Annotated in this window: 23 protein-coding genes; 11 read left to right on the forward strand and 12 right to left on the reverse strand. The window is 70.2% G+C overall.

Annotation, left to right across the window (positions count from 1 at the left end):
* The first annotated feature begins 89 nt into the window (after positions 1–89).
* Complete coding sequence (locus ACRXBZ_RS06675) at positions 90–569, forward strand: cation:proton antiporter regulatory subunit (protein ID WP_433878283.1); 480 nt, start codon at positions 90–92, stop codon at positions 567–569.
* A 6-nt stretch (positions 570–575) separates the two neighbouring features.
* The gene (locus ACRXBZ_RS06680) at positions 576–1,721 is read left to right on the forward strand and encodes a cation:proton antiporter (RefSeq protein ID WP_433878284.1); all 1,146 of its coding nucleotides are present in this window, start codon (positions 576–578) and stop codon (positions 1,719–1,721) included.
* A gap of 41 nt (positions 1,722–1,762) precedes the next feature.
* On the opposite strand, the gene ACRXBZ_RS06685 is transcribed toward ACRXBZ_RS06680, so the two are convergent.
* Together ACRXBZ_RS06685 and ACRXBZ_RS06690 are read right to left on the reverse strand one after the other, a co-directional pair.
* Positions 1,763–2,116 (reverse strand): VOC family protein, encoded by a 354-nt coding sequence (locus ACRXBZ_RS06685; RefSeq protein WP_433878285.1) that lies wholly within the window; start codon positions 2,114–2,116, stop codon positions 1,763–1,765.
* A 238-nt stretch (positions 2,117–2,354) separates the two neighbouring features.
* Positions 2,355–2,558, reverse strand: a complete 204-nt coding sequence (locus tag ACRXBZ_RS06690) for a hypothetical protein (protein WP_433878286.1) — start codon at positions 2,556–2,558, stop codon at positions 2,355–2,357.
* A gap of 407 nt (positions 2,559–2,965) precedes the next feature.
* Here ACRXBZ_RS06690 and ACRXBZ_RS06695 point away from each other — a divergent pair, with 407 nt between their 5' ends.
* The 3 genes from ACRXBZ_RS06695 to ACRXBZ_RS06705 all read left to right on the forward strand — a co-directional run bounded on the left by ACRXBZ_RS06695 (position 2,966) and on the right by ACRXBZ_RS06705 (position 4,339).
* A complete protein-coding gene (locus ACRXBZ_RS06695; RefSeq protein ID WP_433878287.1) occupies positions 2,966–3,685 on the forward strand; it encodes a Mut7-C RNAse domain-containing protein in 720 nt (239 codons plus the stop codon).
* Positions 3,686–3,813: 128 nt separating this feature from the next.
* Positions 3,814–4,047, forward strand: a complete 234-nt coding sequence (locus tag ACRXBZ_RS06700) for a hypothetical protein (RefSeq protein ID WP_433878288.1) — start codon at positions 3,814–3,816, stop codon at positions 4,045–4,047.
* Complete coding sequence (locus tag ACRXBZ_RS06705; protein WP_433878289.1) at positions 4,031–4,339, forward strand: aldehyde dehydrogenase family protein; 309 nt, start codon at positions 4,031–4,033, stop codon at positions 4,337–4,339. The genes ACRXBZ_RS06700 and ACRXBZ_RS06705 overlap by 17 nt, the downstream gene beginning before the upstream one ends.
* Positions 4,340–4,417: 78 nt before the next feature.
* Here the strand turns inward: ACRXBZ_RS06705 and ACRXBZ_RS06710 are convergent, their stop codons facing one another.
* A complete protein-coding gene (locus tag ACRXBZ_RS06710; protein ID WP_433878290.1) occupies positions 4,418–4,594 on the reverse strand; it encodes a DUF397 domain-containing protein in 177 nt (58 codons plus the stop codon).
* The gene (locus ACRXBZ_RS06715; RefSeq protein WP_433878291.1) at positions 4,591–5,718 is read right to left on the reverse strand and encodes a helix-turn-helix domain-containing protein; all 1,128 of its coding nucleotides are present in this window, start codon (positions 5,716–5,718) and stop codon (positions 4,591–4,593) included. The genes ACRXBZ_RS06710 and ACRXBZ_RS06715 overlap by 4 nt, the downstream gene beginning before the upstream one ends.
* A gap of 213 nt (positions 5,719–5,931) precedes the next feature.
* Here ACRXBZ_RS06715 and ACRXBZ_RS06720 point away from each other — a divergent pair, with 213 nt between their 5' ends.
* On the forward strand, positions 5,932–6,156 hold the full coding sequence (locus ACRXBZ_RS06720; protein ID WP_433878292.1) for a hypothetical protein: 225 nt from the start codon (positions 5,932–5,934) through the stop codon (positions 6,154–6,156).
* Positions 6,157–6,320: 164 nt separating this feature from the next.
* Here the strand turns inward: ACRXBZ_RS06720 and ACRXBZ_RS06725 are convergent, their stop codons facing one another.
* On the reverse strand, positions 6,321–6,863 hold the full coding sequence (locus ACRXBZ_RS06725) for a GNAT family N-acetyltransferase (protein ID WP_433878293.1): 543 nt from the start codon (positions 6,861–6,863) through the stop codon (positions 6,321–6,323).
* 181 nt (positions 6,864–7,044) lie between these two features.
* Between ACRXBZ_RS06725 and ACRXBZ_RS06730 the strand changes: the two genes are divergently transcribed.
* The 4 genes from ACRXBZ_RS06730 (at position 7,045) to idi (ending at position 9,815) form a co-directional block, all read left to right on the forward strand.
* Positions 7,045–7,527 carry a peptidase dimerization domain-containing protein gene (locus tag ACRXBZ_RS06730; protein ID WP_433878294.1) on the forward strand — a complete coding sequence of 161 codons (483 nt, stop codon included), beginning with the start codon at positions 7,045–7,047 and terminating at the stop codon, positions 7,525–7,527.
* A gap of 58 nt (positions 7,528–7,585) precedes the next feature.
* Positions 7,586–7,720 carry a hypothetical protein gene (locus ACRXBZ_RS06735; protein WP_433878295.1) on the forward strand — a complete coding sequence of 45 codons (135 nt, stop codon included), beginning with the start codon at positions 7,586–7,588 and terminating at the stop codon, positions 7,718–7,720.
* Between the two features lie 396 nt (positions 7,721–8,116).
* Positions 8,117–9,103, forward strand: coding sequence for a zinc-binding dehydrogenase (locus tag ACRXBZ_RS06740; protein ID WP_433878296.1), 987 nt, complete (start codon positions 8,117–8,119; stop codon positions 9,101–9,103).
* A 133-nt stretch (positions 9,104–9,236) separates the two neighbouring features.
* The gene (idi, locus tag ACRXBZ_RS06745; RefSeq protein ID WP_433878297.1) at positions 9,237–9,815 is read left to right on the forward strand and encodes an isopentenyl-diphosphate Delta-isomerase; all 579 of its coding nucleotides are present in this window, start codon (positions 9,237–9,239) and stop codon (positions 9,813–9,815) included.
* 87 nt (positions 9,816–9,902) lie between these two features.
* On the opposite strand, the gene ACRXBZ_RS06750 is transcribed toward idi, so the two are convergent.
* The 7 genes from ACRXBZ_RS06750 to ACRXBZ_RS06780 form a co-directional block, all read right to left on the reverse strand.
* Positions 9,903–11,213 carry a GNAT family N-acetyltransferase gene (locus ACRXBZ_RS06750; protein ID WP_433878298.1) on the reverse strand — a complete coding sequence of 437 codons (1,311 nt, stop codon included), beginning with the start codon at positions 11,211–11,213 and terminating at the stop codon, positions 9,903–9,905.
* 328 nt (positions 11,214–11,541) lie between these two features.
* The gene (locus ACRXBZ_RS06755) at positions 11,542–12,183 is read right to left on the reverse strand and encodes a class II aldolase/adducin family protein (RefSeq protein WP_433878299.1); all 642 of its coding nucleotides are present in this window, start codon (positions 12,181–12,183) and stop codon (positions 11,542–11,544) included.
* 12 nt (positions 12,184–12,195) lie between these two features.
* Entirely contained in the window at positions 12,196–12,687 is a 492-nt protein-coding gene (locus tag ACRXBZ_RS06760; RefSeq protein ID WP_433878300.1) for a ribose-5-phosphate isomerase, read from the reverse strand.
* Positions 12,688–13,035: 348 nt separating this feature from the next.
* Positions 13,036–14,763: a dihydroxyacetone kinase family protein gene (locus tag ACRXBZ_RS06765; protein ID WP_433878301.1), complete on the reverse strand. Its 1,728-nt coding sequence runs from the start codon at positions 14,761–14,763 to the stop codon at positions 13,036–13,038.
* A gap of 31 nt (positions 14,764–14,794) precedes the next feature.
* Entirely contained in the window at positions 14,795–16,258 is a 1,464-nt protein-coding gene (locus tag ACRXBZ_RS06770; RefSeq protein ID WP_433878302.1) for an FGGY family carbohydrate kinase, read from the reverse strand.
* Positions 16,255–17,313 (reverse strand): 2-hydroxyacid dehydrogenase, encoded by a 1,059-nt coding sequence (locus tag ACRXBZ_RS06775; RefSeq protein ID WP_433878303.1) that lies wholly within the window; start codon positions 17,311–17,313, stop codon positions 16,255–16,257. Before ACRXBZ_RS06775 ends, ACRXBZ_RS06770 begins: the two co-directional genes overlap by 4 nt.
* A 476-nt stretch (positions 17,314–17,789) precedes the next feature.
* Positions 17,790–18,488 (reverse strand): HAD family hydrolase, encoded by a 699-nt coding sequence (locus tag ACRXBZ_RS06780; RefSeq protein ID WP_433878304.1) that lies wholly within the window; start codon positions 18,486–18,488, stop codon positions 17,790–17,792.
* 133 nt (positions 18,489–18,621) lie between these two features.
* Here ACRXBZ_RS06780 and ACRXBZ_RS06785 point away from each other — a divergent pair, with 133 nt between their 5' ends.
* Positions 18,622–19,410: a DeoR/GlpR family DNA-binding transcription regulator gene (locus ACRXBZ_RS06785; protein ID WP_433878305.1), complete on the forward strand. Its 789-nt coding sequence runs from the start codon at positions 18,622–18,624 to the stop codon at positions 19,408–19,410.
* Positions 19,411–19,585: the final 175 nt, after the last annotated feature.

Consider the following 19,585-nt stretch of genomic DNA (forward strand, 5'->3'; position numbering starts at 1 on the left):
CCACCTCGGCGAGCCCCCGCCAGCAGCAACCTGCGTCACCGCGTGACGCGTACCCGGCGGGTGCGACGCGGCGGCGCGATGATGAGCGCATGGACGTCACCGAAGTTCTGCTCCCCGGGGTCGGGCTGCGGTACGAGTTCACCACCACCGATGGCCAGCGCATCGGCGTGGTGGCTCGGCGGCGCGGCGACTTCGACTTCGTCGCCTACCCCGGCGATGATCCCGACGATGTCCGGATGCTGTTCCGGCTCAGCGCGGAAGAGGCCGACGCCGTCACCGAGATCCTGGGCGCCCCGCGGATCGCCGAGCGCTTCGCCGATCTGACCCGCGAGGTGCCGGGGCTCAACGCCGGTCAGGTGGAGGTGACCGCGGGCTCGGAGTTCGACGGCCGCACCCTCGGCGAAACACGCGCGCGCACCCGCACCGGCGCGTCGATCGTGGCGATCGTGCGCGGCGAGGACGTCATCGCCTCCCCCGCACCGAGCCAGGGGTTGCTGGCGGGGGACATCCTCGTGGTGATCGGCACGCAGCAGGGCATCACCGGGGTGGAACGCATCCTGGCGGGATGAACTGCCGTGCACACCTCGATCGCCCTCCTGCTGGAACTGGGGATCGTCCTGATCGTGCTCGGTGCGATCGGCGCGGTGACCCGGCGCTTCGGGGTGTCGCCGATCCCGCTGTACCTGCTGGTGGGGCTGGCGGTGGGCGAGGGCGGCATCGCGCCGCTGCCAGCGGCCCGCGACTTCGTGGAGCTCGGCGCGTCGATCGGGGTGGTGCTCCTGCTACTGACCCTCGGCCTGGAGTTCTCCATCGAGGAGTTCACCGTGACGCTGCGCCAGCACGTCCCGTCCGGGCTGCTGGACATGGTGGTCAACGCCGCGCCGGGCGCGCTGGCGGGCTGGCTGCTCGGGCTGGACGTGACCGGCATCGTGGCGCTGGCCGGGATCACCTGGGTGTCGTCATCGACGATCGTGTCCCGGCTGCTGGACGACCTGCACCGGCTGGGCAACCGGGAAACCCCGGCGGTCCTGTCGATCCTGCTGCTGGAGGACTTCGCGATGGCGGTGTACCTGCCGATCCTGGCGGTGCTGGCCACCGGGGGCACGGCGCTGCACGGCCTGGCGAGCGTCGCGGTCGCGGTGGGTGTCCTGCTGCTGGCGCTGGGCGCGTCCCGGCGCTGGGGACACCGCGTCGGGCACCTGGTCGAGGACCGCGACACCGAGCAACTGCTGCTGCGTATCGTCGGGTTGGCGCTGGTGGTGGCCGCGATCGCGGAGCTGGCCGGCACTTCGGCGGCGGTCGGGGCGTTCCTGGTGGGGCTGGCGCTGACCGGCCCGTTGGCCGACCGGGTGCGCTCGCTGGTCGCGCCGCTGCGTGACCTGTTCGCGGCGGCGTTCTTCCTGGCGATCGGCATCTCCGTGGCCCCGTCCTCGCTGCTGCCGGTGCTGCCGGCGGCGATCGCGCTGGCCGCCGTGACGGCACTCACCAAGATCGGCAGCGGCTGGTACGCGGCGGCCCGTGCCGGGGCGGGGCGGCGGGGCCGGTTGCGCGCGGGCAGCGTGCTGATCGTCCGCGGCGAGTTCTCGATCATCATCGTCAGCCTGGTGACCGTCCACGACGCCCTCCTCGGCCCCCTGACCACCAGCTACGTCCTGGTCCTGGCGGTGGCTGGCCCGCTGATCACCTGGTGGTTCAGCCCACCTGTCCGCCAACCCCCGTGAGGCTCGTGAGTGCTCGCTCCGGTAAGAACCGGAATTGCCACTCACGAGGAGGTGAGGTTCACGGCGTTGCCGTCGGGGTCGAAGATGTGGGCGACCCGCTGGCCCCACGACATGTCGTTCGGCGGGCCCTGGACCCGGCCGCCGAGCGCTTCCACCTGGTCGAGCAGCGCGTCGACGTCGCTGACGTCGAAGCTCAGCAGCACGCGCCCGGCCGTGCCCACCTCGACGTCCCGGTCGATCACCAGGCCGAGCTCGGTGTCGTCGATCTGCAAGCCGATGAAGAACGCCGGCTCGCCGTCGGGGATGCGGTACTTCTCGACCGCGCCGAACAGCTTCGTGTAGAAGTTCAGCAGCCGGTCCAGGTCGGACGTGATGATGATGGGCTGAATCGTCACGGCAGGTGCCTTCCTGATCGGGCGAGCCGCTGGGCTCGCGGGGTGTTCCGAAGGTGCAGACTGCCCGCGAGCCCAGAACTCATCGGCGCCGCGCTCAGTAGTGGTGCAGTGCCGTGGTCACCTGGGCCCGGGCGACGAGTCGGCCGCGGTGGAAGACGGCCCGATCCTCGGTCGCGCCCTTCGCCGCTTGGTCCAGGTCCGCCGCCCGGATCGCGAGCAGTCCGGCCGGGTCTCCGGGTCACAGCCTCACCGGCGGCAGGTCCAGAACCACCCTGGCCTGGTCCGAAACCAGCAGCGCATCGGCCCGTCGGCCGTCGGGCAACGTGATGCCGCGCAACAACATTCGCCCCCCAGTGGGGTCCGTCGCGGACCCGCCGTTCGGCATCACGGGCATCGGTACCGCCGCGTCCATGGTGTTCTTCTCCGACATCGGGATGGACACGGTCTCCACAGCGGGCGAGGAAGTCCACGATCCGCGCCGGCCGGCGCCTCTGTCCGCAGTGCCGGGGCGCAGGTCTCACCCTCACCCTCCCGACCTCGCCGCAGAGCGTTCCTCACTGGCAGCGAACACGTGGTCGCCCACGGAAGTAGGGTTCTGAAACGTGATCCATGCCATTTGGATCCCACGTCCTTGCCCATAGCCTGCAGCTGCTGGCGCCTGTGCGGATGGCGGTCACATCCATCTGGTTCACAGGCGCCAGCCCTGGAACCAACTGGGCTTGTCCCTTGCCGTCTGGCTCGAGGTTAAATCGTGAGGGGTGTTCGTGAATTCGGCTGCTGCGGGCGTCCGGTAGTTCGGCGGGGTGGCCAAACCGAGCGGGATCTCCTGCGGCGGCAAACCATGGACAGGTGGCAACGGAAGCGAGCGTGCGGGTGCGCATCGATCCCGAGCTGTGGTTCTTCGCCGCTCCTCGGCATCGGGTGGCGCGCCTCGACCTGCCCTACGACGGCACCGCGACGGTCGGGCACATCGCCGAGTCGCTGGGCGTTCCACTGACCGAGGTGGGCCGCTTCCTGGTCGACGGCTCGCCTGCAACACCCGCTCTGCAACCGCATCCCGGTGCGGCGATCGACATCCGGCCAGTCGACCGGCCGCAGTCGTCGCCACCGCGGTTCGTGCTGGACGTGCACCTCGGGAAGTTGGCCCGGCGGCTGCGGCTGCTGGGCATCGACACCGCCTATCGCAACGATGCCACCGACGACGAACTGATCCAGCAGGCCGAACGGGAGCGGCGGGTGCTGCTGACCCAGGACCGCGGCATCCTGCGCCGCCGGGTACTGCGGGCGGGGGCCTACGTGCGGGGTGCGGACCCGGCGCGGCAGATGGTCGACGTCATCGGCCGGTTCGCGCCTCCCCTCGATCCGTGGACTCGCTGCACGGCCTGCAACGGTGTCCTGCGCCCGGTGTCCAAAGAGGACGTCCAGGCCGAGATCGAACCGGGGACTCGCCGCCACTACGACGACTACGCGCGCTGCGAGGACTGCGCGCAGGTGTACTGGCGAGGCGCGCACTCCCGGCGGATCGACGCGATCATCCGGTCCGCCCGCGCCGCGCACCCCGGCGGTTGAGGCGATTTCGCGCGAAATCGGCGGTTCTGGTGCGAAGCGGGTGGCGATTTCGCGCGAAATCGCCACCCGCCACCAAGTGCAGGCCGTCAGCCGGTGATGTCGTTGCGTACCGGCAGGTACGCCTTGGCGTGGCCGTCGACGTCCGGTTGGAGGACTCCACCAGCGCCCTGCTCGGGCCGTTGATCCACTCGTGGGAGGAGCAGACGCCGTGTCCGGCGGGCGCGTCGCGGGCGTCGGCGACGGTGAACCAGGCCGCCTTCGCACGCCCCGAGATCACCTCGGCCAACTGCTGCCAGGGCGCAGCGCACGTGGGCGCAGACGACCTTCGAGCACCGCCAGACCGCGGTGGCCGCCGCGGTTGAGGCGATGGCCCTGCTCCGCGACGACCTGACGCTGCTGCTCGCCTGGGAGATCGGCAAGCCGTGGGAGGCCGCGTGCGCCGACGTGGACCGCTGCCTGGACGGCGTCCGCTGGTACCTCGACAACGCGGAGCAGATGCTCGCGCAGGACACCGAAGGCCCGCCCTACAAGCGGCAGGTGCTGTGCAGCTCTTCGCGGGCAACGCGGTCATCCGCAACTTCCATTGAAATCGAAGCTCTGATTTCCATTGAAGTTGCGGACCCCAGCACCCGGGGACGGGACGAGACGAGGTGAAGGGCACCTCTCGCCGAGCAAGTTGGCCGAGCAAGTTGGCAAAAAGTGCCCTTGGCTTCTCGGCCGAACGGGGTGCGGTCAGCGTTCGAAGCGACCAGCCTTGACCGCCCGCAGGAAACCGGCGACGTCGACGCTCAGCGTTGGCCCATCCGGGTCCTTCGAGTCCCGGATCAGGCCGGGCGGGCTGGATAACTCGACACAGTGGGTTTCCTGACCGCTGTAGCTGCTCTTGCGCCAACGCGATGATTCGATCATTCCCTGCCCTCCACCTGTGTGATCACGTTGAGGATGAATGCTGCTGACTCTTCCGGGCTCGGAGCGGCACGACGAATCGCCGCGGACGCACGCCGATAGGTCACGATGTCGTCGTCTTCGTACAGGAAAACCGAGGAGCGGTGGTTCTCGATCGCAACGATCGATGGCGACTCGACGAAGCCGTAGATCACGAACGGACCCATCAGCCCGGGGTGCCAGCCGCCTCCGGTTGGCACGACCTGGATCGTCGTTTCCTTCCGGTCGGCTACCGCGAGGACGTGCCGAAGCTGATCCAGCAGCACTTCCCGGCCACCAATGCACTGGCGAAGCGCGGGCTCACCGATCAACACCGTGTGATCAGCCCGTTGACCATCGCGTTCCGCAAGCTGCGTTTGGCGGTCAAGCCTCAGCTTTACCCGCGAGTCGACTTCCGCACGCGACAGGTCGTCGTTGTCGCCGATGATCGCGCTCGCGTAGTCACGGGTCTGGAGCAGACCGGACACCACGAGCGGGCACCAGTCGATGATCTCGACGGCAGTTCGCTCGCACTCGATGATGCCTGCGAGCTGCTCCGAAACGCCGCCGGCTAGCCAATTCGACTCGCGTGCGTTTCGAGCTAGGTCGAGCACCTGCCGCCGCCGCTTGCCTGTTACCCCGAGCACGGCCAAGAAGGCGGAAACATCATCGGTGGTCGGTACCCGTTTCCCGTTCTGCCACTGCGAGATGGTGCTGTGGGACTTGTCGAGGAGGCGGCCGGCTTGACGCGCGGTGAGGCCAGAGTCCGCTAGCGCTCCCCGCAGTGCCGCAGCTAGCGCGCGAGTTCGCGGTGTACCAGCGGTGTCGCCCACGTTCCACAGCTTACGGCGTTCTTGACCCATGTCGGATACCACCCAAAAGGTTGAGGGCAACGAGCTTGCGGTTTCAGCCCGTGACCAGGAATTAATTGACCTGAGTGGTTCGTGACCGGTTGCGAAGCGATCACGGCCCAAGGTAGCCGAAGAACGTGTGGAGGTGTTGGTGTTGGAGGTTTGGCCTCGGTGGTTGCCTTCGCCTGGATTGCGGGCGTTGGACACGCATTTCGTGCTCCGGCCCGGTGGGGCTGGCGAGTGCGGCGCGGAAGTCATGTGGGCCGCCGTCGGGCATCCGACCACGGCCCGGCCGCGCTGCTCGGTTTGCTTGCAAATTGCCGAACCGCACAGCAGGGCTGTGAATCCAGTCCGCTCCGACACGACCGGCCGCCGGGGCTCTGCGGCGCGGCACTTGTGGAATCAGGAGTGCGTCAAGCGAGAGCGCTGATCTGACCACATCGGACGGTGGCCCGCCGGAAGGGACTCGTCATGTTCTGGTTTCAGCTGGGCACTCTCATCGCGTTCAACGTCGTCATCTTCGCGATGCTGTTCATCCTGGCATCGAATCCGCAGCACGGCGACGCGGGCGAGGACGCCTACGACGTTTGGCAGCTCATCGACGACATCGAAGCCGAACGCGACGCCGAGTACACCGGCCGCCACCGGCTCCGCGCTCCCCTGTCCGAAGCGGACGAGCCTCCCCGAGCCGCCTGACCCCCTGACCGGATCGGCGCGTTGCCCCTCCCCGATCACCGCGCCGATCCTCCCGGTAGCCGGGCACCTGCCCCGAGCCCGCCCGGCTACCGGGCCCCGCAATGCTCGTGAGTGTTCGTTCCGGTTCTTACCGGAAGGAACACTCACGAGCACTGGAGCCGCCGCTACCAGGCGTCGCCGTCGCGCCAGTCGCAGGTCAACGAGCCGGTCAGGTCCAACGGGACTTCCCCCGGAAAGACGAAGATGAAGCCGTCTTCGTCCTCCGTGCGTTGAGTTCCCGTCGGAGCCAGGGCGAAGGTCGGCCCCTGCCAGCGCTGCCAGCCCCGCGCCTCGTACAGCGCCGCTCCCTCGTCGCTCGCGCCCAGCGCTCCGAGGTCGTACGCGCGGCGGATCACCCCTTCCAGCTCCGCCATCATCGCCGCCGCGATGCCCCGGCGCCGTCGGCCCGCTCGCACCGCGACGCCCTCGACGTAGCCCGTGCGAAGGGCTCGGTCGGCGTGCAGGAGACGCCGTTGGACCACCGCCGCGTGGCCGATCAGCTCGTCGCCTTCCCACACCAGGGTGTGGATGCCACCCAGGCAGTGCTCCCAGTCGTGTTCTGCCATGTCGTCTTCGAACACGTCCCAGAGCAGTGCCCGGGCGGCTTTGCGCGTCGCTTCGTCGAGGTCGGCGGTATGCGCCGTACGCACTTCGGTCATAGCACCCATCCTGGCAGTGATCAGCGCATTCCTGCGACCGATTTGTCCGCCAGCGCCGACACCACGCCGACCACCCAGGTGACCCGGTGCGGCTGATGGAGCCGGTGCGGGTGCTGCTGGAGCGCGCCGCCGAATTGCTCGGCACCGACTTCCGTCCGATGTGGACACCGGCCTGAAGAAGATGGGGCCGGTGGCCGACCTGGTCGACGTGATCCTGCGCAACTCGGCGAACCCCACGATGATCGAGGGCGGCTACCAGACCAACGTCATCCCGGGGCGCGCCACCGCCGCGGTGGACGGGCGCTTCCTGCCCGGCCACGAGCAGGAATTGCTGGACACCATCGACTCCCCGCTGCTGCCGTCGGTGCGCCGCGAGGTCATCCACCACGACGTGGCGATGCAGACCGAGTTCTCCGGCACCCTGGTCGACGCGATATGCGCGGCGATCCGCGCGGAGGACCCGGACGGCCACCCGGCCCCGTACTGCAACGCGGGCGGGACCGACAAAAAGGCGTTCGCGACGATCGGCATCAACGGCTTCGGCTTCAAGGCCCTCCGGGTGCCGCCGGACCTGCCGTACTCGCGGATGTTCCACGGCGTGGACGAGCGGATTCCGCTGGAATCGCTGCGGTTCTCCACGCCGGTGATGCAGCGACTGCTGCAGACCTGCTGACCCGCGCGAAGGGCGCCTCCGGCTGGGGGGTTGAAGGACGTCGCTGGCCGGGACCGTGGTGTCGCACCGGGCCGGCTCCGGCACCGCCGCGGTGTCGATCGCAGGGCCGACGACGCGGGTGGCCGACCGGCTCGACGAGATGGCCGCCGTGGCGCGCGCGGCGGTCCAGGAGATCACCTACCGCCTCCGCTGACAGCCCCGCTCCGCTGGCCGACCAGGTCGCGGCCAAGGCGCGCGCCGCGCCTCCGCGTACCGTTCGACCGAGTCGTTGAGCTCCTCGACCGGCTTCGCGGGGATGCCGGGTTCCGCGTCGGCGATTTCGCGCGAAATCGCCACTTGGCACGCGCAGGGAACGGCGATTTCGCGCGAAATCGCCGCCTGGCACGCGTGCGGAACGGCGATTTCGCGCGAAATCGCCACTTGCTCGCGGCGGCGTGGCAGAGCTCGTGCGGCGGGATCACGGTTCCCCCGCCCAGGTATTGATCGCGGGCCTTGACCTCCACTTTGGTCGAACTCCTAGCGTCGCGAGCGGGAGCGCGAACCGGCTTTCGTGCTCCCGGCAACGAGAAAACGGCTCAAGGAGCACGGAATGCACGCGATTCGGCAGTACGAGTTCGGCCCCGCGGAGGTCCTCCGCTACGAGGAGGTGCCCGACCCGCACCCCGGCCCCGGGCAGGTGCGCATCGCGGTCGGCGCCGCCGGCGTGCACGTCGTCGACACCTCGATCCGGCAAGGGGGCCAGCGGGGCCCCTTCCCGCAGCCCGACCTGCCGATGACACCCGGCCGCGAGGTGGCCGGGGTGGTCGACGAGCTCGGCGCGGGCGTCGACGTGGAATGGCTGGGGCGGCGCGTGGTCGCCCACCTCGGCATGGCCAGCGGCGGCTACGCCGAGCTGGCGGTCCGCGAAGTCGAGGCGCTGCAGGTGCTGCCCGACGGCGCCGACTTCGACGCGGCGGTCGCGATGATCGGCACCGGGCGGACCACCATGTCCATCCTGCGCACCGCGAAGCCGACCGCCGACGACGTCGTGCTGGTCACCTCGGCCGCCGGCGGCATCGGCGCGCTGGCGGTGCAGCACGCCCGCAACATCGGCGCGACCGTGGTGGGCGCGGCCGGTGGGGCGGCCAAGGTCGCCAAGGTGCGGAAGCTCGGCGCCGACGTCGCCGTCGACTACACCGCGCCGGACTGGGCCCAGTCGGTCCGCGAGGCCCTCGACGGGCGCGCGGTGAGCCTGGTGCTCGACGGCGCCGGCGGCGAGTACGGCCGCGCCGCCTTCGACCTCCTCGGGCCCGGCGGCCGGATCACCATGTACGGCAGGGAGTTCGGCGAGCACCAGTTCACCTCCGACGACCTGCTCGCCCGCGCGCTGGCCGCGAACGTCGTCCTCGGACCGAACCTGCTGAAGGTGCCCGGCGGCATGCGGACCCTGGAGAACGAGGCGCTGGCCGCCCTCGCCGACGGCAGCCTGCGGCCGCTGGTCGGACCGCCGTTCGCGCTGGCCGAAGCGGCCAAGGCGCACGCCGCCCTGGAGAACCGCGAAACCTATGGCAAGGTGGTGTTGCGGCCGACTCCGTGAGACGCGAGAAGCAGCGGTGTTCGCCCGGCCACGTCGATGATCGAGATCAGGTGGCGGGAACCGCCTGGTTTGTCGTAACGTCCCCGCCTGGTGCGCGGTCCGGCACACCGAGTCAAGCCCTGGAGGTACGGCTGTGGAACAGGTAGTTCTGCTCGACGAATCCGGTCAAGCGATCGGGGTCGAGGACAAGGCGATCGTGCACCACCAGGACACACCGCTGCACCTGGCCTTCTCCTGCTACGTGTTCAACGGCCGGGGCGAGTTCCTGCTGACCCAGCGAGCGCACCACAAGCGCACCTTCCCGAGCGTGTGGACCAACACCTGCTGCGGCCACCCGGCGCCCAAAGAGGACATGAAGGCGGCGATCACCCGGCGGCTCGGCGAGGAGCTCGGGCTCACCGTGCGCGGCCTGGAGCTGGTACTGCCCGGCTTCCAGTACCGCGCCACGATGCCCAACGGCGTGGTGGAGAACGAGAAGTGCCCGGTTTTCGTCGCCTTCACCGAGAACACCCCGCAGCCCAACCCTGACGAGGTCGCCGCAACTCGCTGGGTGGACTGGAAGGAATTCAGCGCGGACGTCCTCGCGGACGAGACCGAGGTGTCCGCATGGTGCGCGCTGCAGGTCCGCCAACTGGTCGAGCTCGGCCCGGAACCGGCCCAGTGGCCCAAGGGTGCCGCGGCCGACCTGCCCCCCGCCGCGCACGTGGGCTGACCGCCCTCAGGTTCCCGGTCCGCACCGCCGCGAGTGCCGCGGTGCCGACCGGGAAACCGGCGACACTGGCCACGACCACGCCGAAGGCTACGTCACCGCGGAGCCGGCCTCCGGTCGCAGCTCCCGCGACCAGCTCCACTCGCCCGGCTCCGGCGCGCCGACCAGTCGCAGCCCGGCGCCGCGCAGCGTCCGCGCGATCGCAGTGTTGTCGACGTCGGTGTGCGCGGTCAGCGTGCCGATCCCCAGTGCCTCGGCCTGCTCGACCAGCTTGCGCGCCAAGGCGGTCCCGACGCCCTGCCGCTGCCAGTCGTCGCGGACCAGCAGGGCCAGCTCCCCGGAATCCCCGTCGTACATCAGGTTCCCCATGCCTACCACCTCCCCGTCCGGCGCCAGCGCCAGCAGCGATCGCCCCAGGGCAGGGGTGAGCAGCCGCTGCAAGCGGCGCTCCCCCAGCGTCGGTCCGGGGCTGAAGCAGAGTCGGTAGCGGGCCGCGCTGGAGCAGCGCTCGTGGAAAGCCGAAACCAGTTCCACGTCCGCCCGGTCCGCGAGCCGGACCGTCAACTCCGCGCCGCTCGCGGTGCGCGCGACGTCCAGCACCGGCCGCACCCGCGCGCGGCAGCTCTCGGCCAGGTCCACCACGGCCCGCGCCCGCGCGAACTCCGCCGGTGTGAAGGAACCGCCGGGCCGCTCCAGAACCAGCACCCCGCCGCCGGGGTCCGCCAGGCACATCGCGCCGCCGGTGAACGAACCGACCTCCAGCGGCGGCTCGGGCGCTTCCCGCCAGTGCACCGCGACCTGCCCCAGCAGCGCGCGCAGCGCCCGGAACAGGTCGGTGCGGCCGTTGACCAGGTCGATCGCCAGGTTCGCGGTCCGGGTCGGCACGTCGTCGAGCTCGCGGACATCCGCCCGCTCCGCGGTCACCTCGCAACCACCGGCGGTCTCGACGGCGGCGATCAGCTCCCGCCTGCTCACCCGCGTCGGCACATGCAGCAGAACCTCGTCCACCACGCCATCGGCCACGGGGTGGACCTGCATGGTCCGGATGTCCGCGCCGAGCGCACTCAGGCCACCGGCCAGGCGCGCCAACCGGCCCGGCGTGTCGGTCACCGACGCGCGCAGCCGCCACAGCGTCTGCTGCACGTTCACCACTTCTGGGATCGGCACTGCGGCCGGCGCAGTGGTCTGGGCGGACGGGCGCCGGCGATGCCGCCACCACCTCGCGGCACTCGCTACCAGCAGAACGGCACCGATGGACAGCAGCGCCAGCGTTCCGCCGGCCTGGCTCTGCACCCCGGTGACGAACACGTTCGCCGTCCCCGCCGCCAGGAGCAGCGCGGCCAGCTCGATGAGTTCGCGGGTCCAATCCTCGCGCCTGTGACGATGCTGTCCGGAAGTCATGCCACCATGTTTCCCGCGCCGTATTGCGGGCGCTTGACCTGGGATGACAGCGGGGTTAACGGGCGAACATCACACCCCAAGGCGGTCCCACGTCGATTACCTGGATCGACGGTGGGGCGACCGAATTGCCGAACATGGTGATGCTTTTCGGGCATCACCACCGCGCTCTGCACAGTCAGCGCTGGAACATCGCGATGCGCGACGGGCGCCCCATGTTCATCCCACCGCGGGACTTCAAACGCACACCACGACCAGGCGGCAGAGCGCTACCCGCCCAACACCGCGAATACCTCCGGGGGCCTCCCGCACCACGGGACCCGGCGGGCGGCTATTGCTGGCCGTAGCCCGCGAACAGTTCCGCGCAGCGGGCCAGTTCCTCGTCGCTGAGCAGGCTCGGGGAACCTGCCCGGGTCGCGGTCAGCCAGAGCTCGCACAGCCACTCGAGCTGCCGCGCCCGGTTGTAGGCCTGAGACAGGTCGGCTCCGATGGTGATCGTCCCGTGGTTGCGCAGGATGCATCCGGCGCGTCCCGCCAGGGCGTCGGACATCGTCTCGGCCAGCTGGGCGCTGCCGAAGGTTGCGTACTCCGCCACGCGCACCGTGCCGCCGAAGTCCGCGAGCTGGTAATGCACCGCGGGAACATCGTTGCGCAGCAACGACAACGCGGTGGCGTGCAGCGAGTGCGTGTGCACCACTGCCCCGGCGTCGTGCTTCCGGTAGGCGGTGAGGTGCATCGGCAGTTCGGACGTGGGCTTGAGATCGCCCTCGACCACGTTGCCGGTGAGGTCCACCAGCGGGATGTCGTCCACCGCCAGCTTGTCGTAGTCGACGCCCGACGGCGTCACCGCCACCAGGTCGCCGCAGCGGACCGACACGTTGCCGGAGGTGCCGACCACCAGCCGGTCCGCCGTCATCCGCCGGGCGATCTCGATGACCTCGCGCCGCTGCTCGGCCAGTCGCGAACTGCTCACTTCATCCCTCGTTCAACACGTGGCGCCGGATGCGTCCGGCACCGACTCGTAGCCGTTGATCGCGGCAACCTTCCGGGCCGACGGCGAAGACTCGTCGAACCGGTAGCCCAGCCACTCCGACGCCAGCTTGCGCGCCAACTCCAGGCCGACCACGCGCTGGCCGATGCACAGCACCTGGGCGTTGTTGCTGAGCACCGACCGCTCCACCGAGTAGCTGTCGTGCGCGGTTACGGCCCGGATGCCCGGTACCTTGTTCGCGCTGATCGCCACGCCGAGCCCGGTGCCGCACACCAGCAGCGCGCGGTCCGCTTCGCCTCCGGCGACCAGGCGCGCGGCGTTGACGGCCACGTGCGGGTAGGCGGTGTGCTCGTCGGAGCCAACGCCGACGTCCGCCACGCTGGCCACCCGGGGGTCGTTCTCCAGGTCCTTCTTCAGCGCTTCCTTGTACTGCAGTCCCGCGTCGTCGGAGCCGACCACGATGCGCAACGGCGCCTTCTCAATCACCTGATCTCCAATCTGCGGATGCCCCGTCCTTCAGGATGGGGAGGAACAGATCTCGCGTGTCGGTCGCGTAGCGACCGCTGATAGTCTTGATTTCGGTAGGTGAGACCTACCACCCCCACGCAAGTGGGAACACCCGAGCAAGTACGTGGGTACCGCTGGTCGAGCGGGAACCCGGACCACCCCGGTCCGAACGCCTGAGTGAGATCGTGTGAGACCGAACCGCCACGGTGGGGACGCTGCGGTCGTTGAAGCAGGAAACTCAGTCCGCGAGGACTGAATCTCCTTCCTTCAGGGAGGAGAGAAGTCAATTCGCCTCATCCTTCCCCCCGCCGCGCGCCGGCGAGCCCTTCAGTTCCCGGCGAGCACGGCCCCGACCCGGTTGAGCGCGAGCGCCAGCGACGTCGCACCCGGGTCCGGGGTTCCGACGCTGCGCTCGGCCAGCGGCCGGGCGCGGCCGGTGCGGGGCCGCAGCTCCGCGGTCTGCTCGGCGGCCTTCGTCGCCGCCTTCGCGGCCTGCTGCCAGGCCTCGGTGCCCGTTGCACCCTCCTCGACGGCGCGGCGCAGTTCCTCCACGAACGGAACCAGCGCGTCGACCAGCGTCTTGTCGCCGAGCTCCGCTCGACCGAGCCGCTGCACCGCCGCGAGCGCAGCCGAAGCACCCGCCGTCAGGTCGTTGGCCATCGCCGCGCGGTGGTCGGGCAGCAGGTCGCCGAACGACCGCAGCGCCGCGCCCCACAGCACGCCCGAGGTGCCCCCGGCCTTGGCTGCCCACGCGTCACCGGCTGCGACCAGCACCGCCGCCGGGCCGACGCCCTGCGCCGCGGCCTCGTCGGCGGCCGCCACCGCGGCCGCGCTGCCGCGCGTCATGCCGCGGCCGTGGTCGCCGTCGCCCGCGATCGCGTCGAGGCGCCCGAGTTCTTCTTCCTTGTCGTGCAACAGATCCGCCACCGCGTGCAGGGCCTTCGCCACGACCGCGGCGGTCGCCTGGCCTTCCGGCGGGGCCACCACGGTCACCTTCTCGGGCGCCGCCGGCAGTTCATCGTCCTCTTCGGACTCTTCCGTCCCGGCCAGTGCGACATTTCCCTTGCGGTAGGCGGGAGTGTCGGCCGGGGCCTGCCACAGCCGCTCCAGTTCCGGGTCCAGCCAGGTCAGCGTCAGCGAGCAACCTGCCATGTCGAGGCTGGTCACCAGCTCACCCACCTCGGGCGCGACGACCTCCAGGCCGGCCTCGGCCAGCAGCCGGGACACGGTGCCCCAGACCACGAACAGTTCCTCGTACTTGGTGGCGCCCAGCCCGTTGAGGATCGCCGTCACCCGCGGCTTCTCCCCACCCGTTTCCGGGGCCTCCGCGAGCAGGCCGTCGACCAGGATCTTCGCCAGCTCCGACGCCGACGGCAGGTCGCCTTCGGAGACGCCCGGCTCGCCGTGGATGCCCAGCCCGAGGCCCATCCGGCCTTCCGGCACCTCGAACAGCGGCTGGTCCTGGCCCGGCAGCGTGCAGCCGCCGAAGGCCACGCCGAGGCTGCGGGTGCGCGCGTTGGCGTGCTCGGCGACCCGCACCACCTCGTCGAAGGAATAGCCCTCCTCGGCCGCTGCCGAGGCGACCTTGAAGACCACGAAGTCGCCGACCACGCCGCGGCGCTTGGTCTGCTCCGCCGCCGGGGCGCTGGCCACGTCGTCGGTCACCACGACGTTGTGCGCGCGGACCCCGTCGCGTTCCAGGCGTTCCACCGCCAGCCCGAAGTTCATGTTGTCGCCGGCGTAGTTGCCGAACGAGAACACCACCCCCGCACCCCGGTCGGCCGCGAGGCCCACCGAATAGGCGTCGTCGGCCGACGGCGAGGTGAAGATGTTGCCGATGACCGAGCCGTCGGCGAAGCCAGGCCCGACCACCCCGCAGAAGGCCGGGTAGTGCCCGGACCCGCCGCCGGTGACCACCGCGACCTTGTCCTTGCGCGCGCGTTTCGCCCGCACCACCCCGCCCGGCACCCGCCGGACGTGTTCGGGGTGCGCAGCCACGAAACCGGTCACCATGTCCTCGGTGAACGATGCGGGGTCGTCGTACAAGCGCGTCATCTGCTGCTCCTCAGCGCCAGGTCTTGATGGGTCAGGAGGTCGCGCCCCACAGCGGGCGGGCGCGTTCGATCGATGCAAGGTATTCGCGGTAGCCGCGCTCGTAGAACTCCACGGCGCTGGGGTGCGGCACCACGGTGCGCCGCGCCGCGGCCCACTTCTCGCGGTCCACCGGCTCGCCCAGCGAGTCCCACGCGGTCATCGCCGCGCCGCGCGCGCCCACGCCTTCCTCGTGAGGCACGTGCAGCGGTCGGCCCAGCACGTCGGCGAAGATCTGGCTCCACGCCGCCGATCGCGCACCGCCGCCGCACGCCGAGACCTCACCGGTCAGGCCCGCGGTTTCCAGGTTGTGCCGCGCCGCGTAGGCCACCGCCTCGCACATGGCGCGCACCAGGTCGGACTGCGTGGTTTCCAGCGACAGCCCGGTGAACTGGCCGCGCGCGTGCGGTTCGACGAACGGCGCGCGCTCGCCGGAGCTGGACAGGAACGACAGCGCCGACACCCCGTCGGCACCGGGTTTGCTGTTGCCCAGCAACGTTTCCAGCTGGTCCACGCGGGCGCCGACCATGCTCAGCACCCAGTCCAGGTTGGCGGTGCCGACCATCGCGGGCATCACCCGCAGGTACCGCTGCGGCAGCGGCGTCGCCAGCCACATGCCCGCGACCTCGCCGTCCGGGTCGATGGCGACCTCGTCGCGCAGCACCTGGCAGCCCAGGGTCGTGCCGATCACCAGGCTGCCGTCGCCGACGTTGCTGACGCCGGAGCCGAACGCGCAGGCGGGCAGGTCGAACGGGCCGGCCGACACCGGCAGACCGGCGGGCAGCCCCAGCTCCTTGGCGCTCTTACTGTCCAGCGCGAACAGCTTGTCCGGCGGGGCCGGTTCGGCCAGCAGCCTGCGGTACTCGGCCACGCCGCAGGCCTGCAGCGCTTCCTGCGAGTAGCTGCGGCTCGGCACGTCCAGGAACGGCAGCGACGCGTCGGAGGCGTCGACCGTGATCTCGCCGGTGAAGCGCTGCACGATCGCGTCGACGCAGTACCCGGCGACCGCGGCGCGCTCCAGCCGCTCCGGGGAGTGCCCGGCCAGGTGCGCCAGCAGCGGGCCGGCCGAGCCGGGGAACATCCCCGACCCGGTGAGCCCGAAGACCCGCCGCTGCACACCGGATTGTGCCCAGCGGTCCAGCACGTCAGCGGCGCGCGCGTCCAGCCAGGAGATGGCCGGCCCGACCTGCTGGCCCTGGTGGTCACGCAGCCACAGCCCGTCGCCCTGGCCGGTGATGGCCAGGGCCTCGATCGGCTCGCCGACCTGCTCGGCCGCGGCGGCGACCTCGCGCACCACCTGGATCACCGAGCCGATGACCTCTTCGAGGTCCTGCTCGACCCGCCCGCCCGGCAGCCGGTTCAACGTGCTGCGCTTGCTGTGCGTGACCAGCGCCGTGCCGTCGCGGTTGAGCAGCGACGCCTTGGTCACCGATGTGCCGACATCGACCCCGACGATCATGGCCGCAGGCCTTCGAACTTGGCCAGCACGTCCGGGTTGGCGACGAACCGGGGGCGCTCGCCGCCCAGGAACCGGGCGACCTCGCCGGCGACGATGCCTGCGGCGCGGTGCGCGGTCTGGCGGGTCGCCCCGGCCAGGTGCGGGGTGGTGATGACGTTGGGCGCGCCGAACAGCGGCCAGTCGCGCGGCGGCGGCTCGATGTCGTAGACATCCACCGCCAGCGCGCCGAGGTGGCCGGAGTTCAGCAGCTCCGGCAGCGGCGCGTAGTCGAGCAGCCCGCCCCGGGCGGAGTTGATCAGCACCGCGCCTTCCGGCAGCAGCTTGAGGTTGTCGGCGTTGAGCAGGTTCTTGGTCTCCGGGGTCAGCCGCGCGTGCAGGCTGACGACCGAGCTGCGGCGCAGCAGCGCCTCCAGCTCGACGAGCTCGACGCCGTCGCGGGCGGCGTCCTCGGCTTGCACGAACGGGTCGGACACCAGCACGTGCGCGCCGAAGGCCTTCAGGACCCGGGCCACGATCTTGCCGATCGCGCCGTAGCCGACCAGGCCGGCGGTCGAGCCCTCCAGCTCGATGCCGGCGTTCTCGTAGGCGTAGTAGTCGCCGCGCCAGTTGCCGGCCTTGAGCTCGGCGTCCGAGCCAGGGATGCGGCGCAGCGCGGCGAGGATCAGCCCGACGGCGAACTCGGCGGCCGCGGCGGCGTTGCGGCCGGGCGCGTAGCTGACGATCACGCCGTTGTCGGTGGCGGCCTCGAGGTCCACGTTCACCGGGCCGCCGCGGCAGACGCCGACGAACTTCAGCTGCGGGCTGTTGGCCAGCACCTCCGCGGTGAACGGCGCCATCTGGGTGGCGACGATCTCCACGCCGCCGAGCGCGTCGAGCAGCTGCTGCTCGGTGCCGCTGGCCTCGTGGACGTTGCCGACCGGCCCGAACGGCTCGACGGGCCACGGCAGCTTCAGGGTGTTGAACTGCAGGTCGTGCGAACCGGCGCTGCGGCGCAGGGCGTCGACGAACACCTCGGGCGCGACGAAGTGATCACCTGCGGCCAGAACACTGCTCATGAGAACTCCCTTTTCACGAAGGCTGTCTCGGGGCTGGCTTGCTTAGCGGTGCCGGTGGCGGAACCTCAGAAGCCTTCTCGACTGCGGGATCCCCGACATCGCGTATGCCCAATACGCCACGTCGGGGCTGTCCCTCGCAAAGAACCCCGCCGGGGTGGGACCAGTCTGAGAACCCGCGGCGGTGCAAGCTGAGTTCCACACCGCAAGCGGCTACCGCCGCTTTAAGAGCCTGTTGGTGGATGGTCTGGGTGGGTGGTCGCTTAGCGGAACCTGAGAGGTTCCCTGGACTGCGGGTGCCCCTCCTGATGTATGTCCAATACGCGGCGGAGGGGCCGTCCTCGCCAGAAAACCTCTCAGAACCCGCCGATGGTCGTCTTGGCAAGGTGAATGCAAGCGGCTACGCCGCTTCCAAAGGCGCGGACGGCATTCGCCGCCAGGCTTTAAGAGACAAGCCCTCCACTTTCTGGAAATCTTGCTCAGCTGACGACCGGCTCGGGCAGCCCGCTCACCAGTCGAGACCGGACGTCGTCCAGGTCGGTGGCGATGTAGCTGGCCTTGGCCAGGGCGTCCTCGGCCGGCGGGTAGTCGGAGTTCGGGATGGCCACCACAGTCATCCCCGCCGCGGCCGCGGCGCGCAACCCGTTGCTGGAGTCCTCGACAGCCAGGCAGTGCTGCGGGTGCTGGCCGAGCTTGTCAGCGGCCGACAGGTACACGTCGGGGCTCGGCTTCCCCTTGGGCACCTCGGCGCTGGAGACGGTAGCCGAGAAGTGCCTGGTCAGTCCGTGGCGACCCAGGACCGCGTCGATGAGGCGGCGAGGCGCGGACGAGGCGAGCGCGATCGGGGCGCGCGCGGCGACCTCGGTGACCATCTTCTCGGCGCCGGGCAGCAGCTCGATCTCACCGCCGTCGAGCGCGGCGATCATGTCGTCGACCACGAGCCGCTCGGTTTCCGCCGCGGAGTCGCTGGTGGCGCTGAAGTCGGCGAGGAAGGCCGACCACTCGGGGGCGCTCATGCCCTGCACCTGCCGGGTCTGCTCCACGGTCCAGGTCTTGCCGCGGGCGGCGGCGAACTTGGCCCACATCCGCTCCCACAGGTGTTCGCTTTCGACCAGGACGCCGTCCATGTCGAACACGACCGCGCGGTGGGTGCCGTTCGGCCCTTCGGACTGGGTCATCTTTACCTCCCGCCAAACACTGACGCCAATCAAATTAACATGCTGGACGTTAAATGTCACCATCAGAGTGATACTTCGGCGTATGGCCGGTATCCCACGGCAGGTGCCGCGCGCCACGGGGCAAGATGGCCGCATGGCGTCCGCACCGAAGAAGCAGTCCGCCCGGCTCCTGCGACAGCAGAAGATCATCGACCACGTGGTCACGCAGGGGTTCGCCAGCGCCGCGGAACTGTCCGAGCTGACCGGCGTCAGCCTGATGACGGTGCACCGCGACCTCGACGACCTGGTCACCCGGGGCCTGCTGCGCAAGTACCACGGCGGGGTCTCCGCCCAGCCCTCCACGGTGTTCGAGAGCAGCTCGGACTTCCGGCTGCACACCCACACCGCCGAGAAGGAAGCCCTGGCCAAGGACGCCCTGCAGTTCATCAACCCGGGCATGTCGGTGATGCTGGACGACTCGACCACCGCGCTCGCGCTGGCCAGGCTGCTGCCCGAGGTCGGCCCGCTGACCGTGGTCAGCAACTACCGGCAGGTGCAGGAGGCGCTGCGCGACGTGCCGGACATCCGGCTGATCGGCCTGGGCGGCGAGTACTCCCGGACCCACGACTCCTACCTGGGCCTGCCCTGCCAGGAGATGATCAGCGCCTTTTCGGTGGACATCGTTTTCCTGTCCACCTCGGCGATGAACGCGCGGCTGACCTACCACCAGGAGCAGGAGATCGTGCTGGTCAAGCGGGCGATGCTGGCCAGCGCGACGACCAAGGTGCTGATGATGGACGCCAGCAAGGTGGGCCGCTCGGCGCTGCACCAGTTCGCCCCGGTACGCGCCTTCCACCACGTGCTGCTGGCGGGAGAGCTGGAGGCGGCGCTGGTCGAGGAGATGCGCGAGCAGACCGACGTCCGCCTGTCCCCGATGAGCTAGCCGCGAGGAGCTAGCCGCGAGCTAGCCCCCGGGAGCTGCGGCATCGGACGGCCAGTTTCATTGTTGATCTTCACATCAGATTGCCGAAAAAATTAACGCCTTGCGCGTTAAACTGAACAAGGTGCATGATAGCCAGCACCCGTTGACCGGGGGCGCGTCATAGACGCGCACACCG

This window comes from Saccharopolyspora hattusasensis (assembly GCF_050972075.1).
In the GTDB taxonomy this organism is placed as follows: Bacteria; Actinomycetota; Actinomycetes; order Mycobacteriales; family Pseudonocardiaceae; genus Saccharopolyspora; species Saccharopolyspora hattusasensis.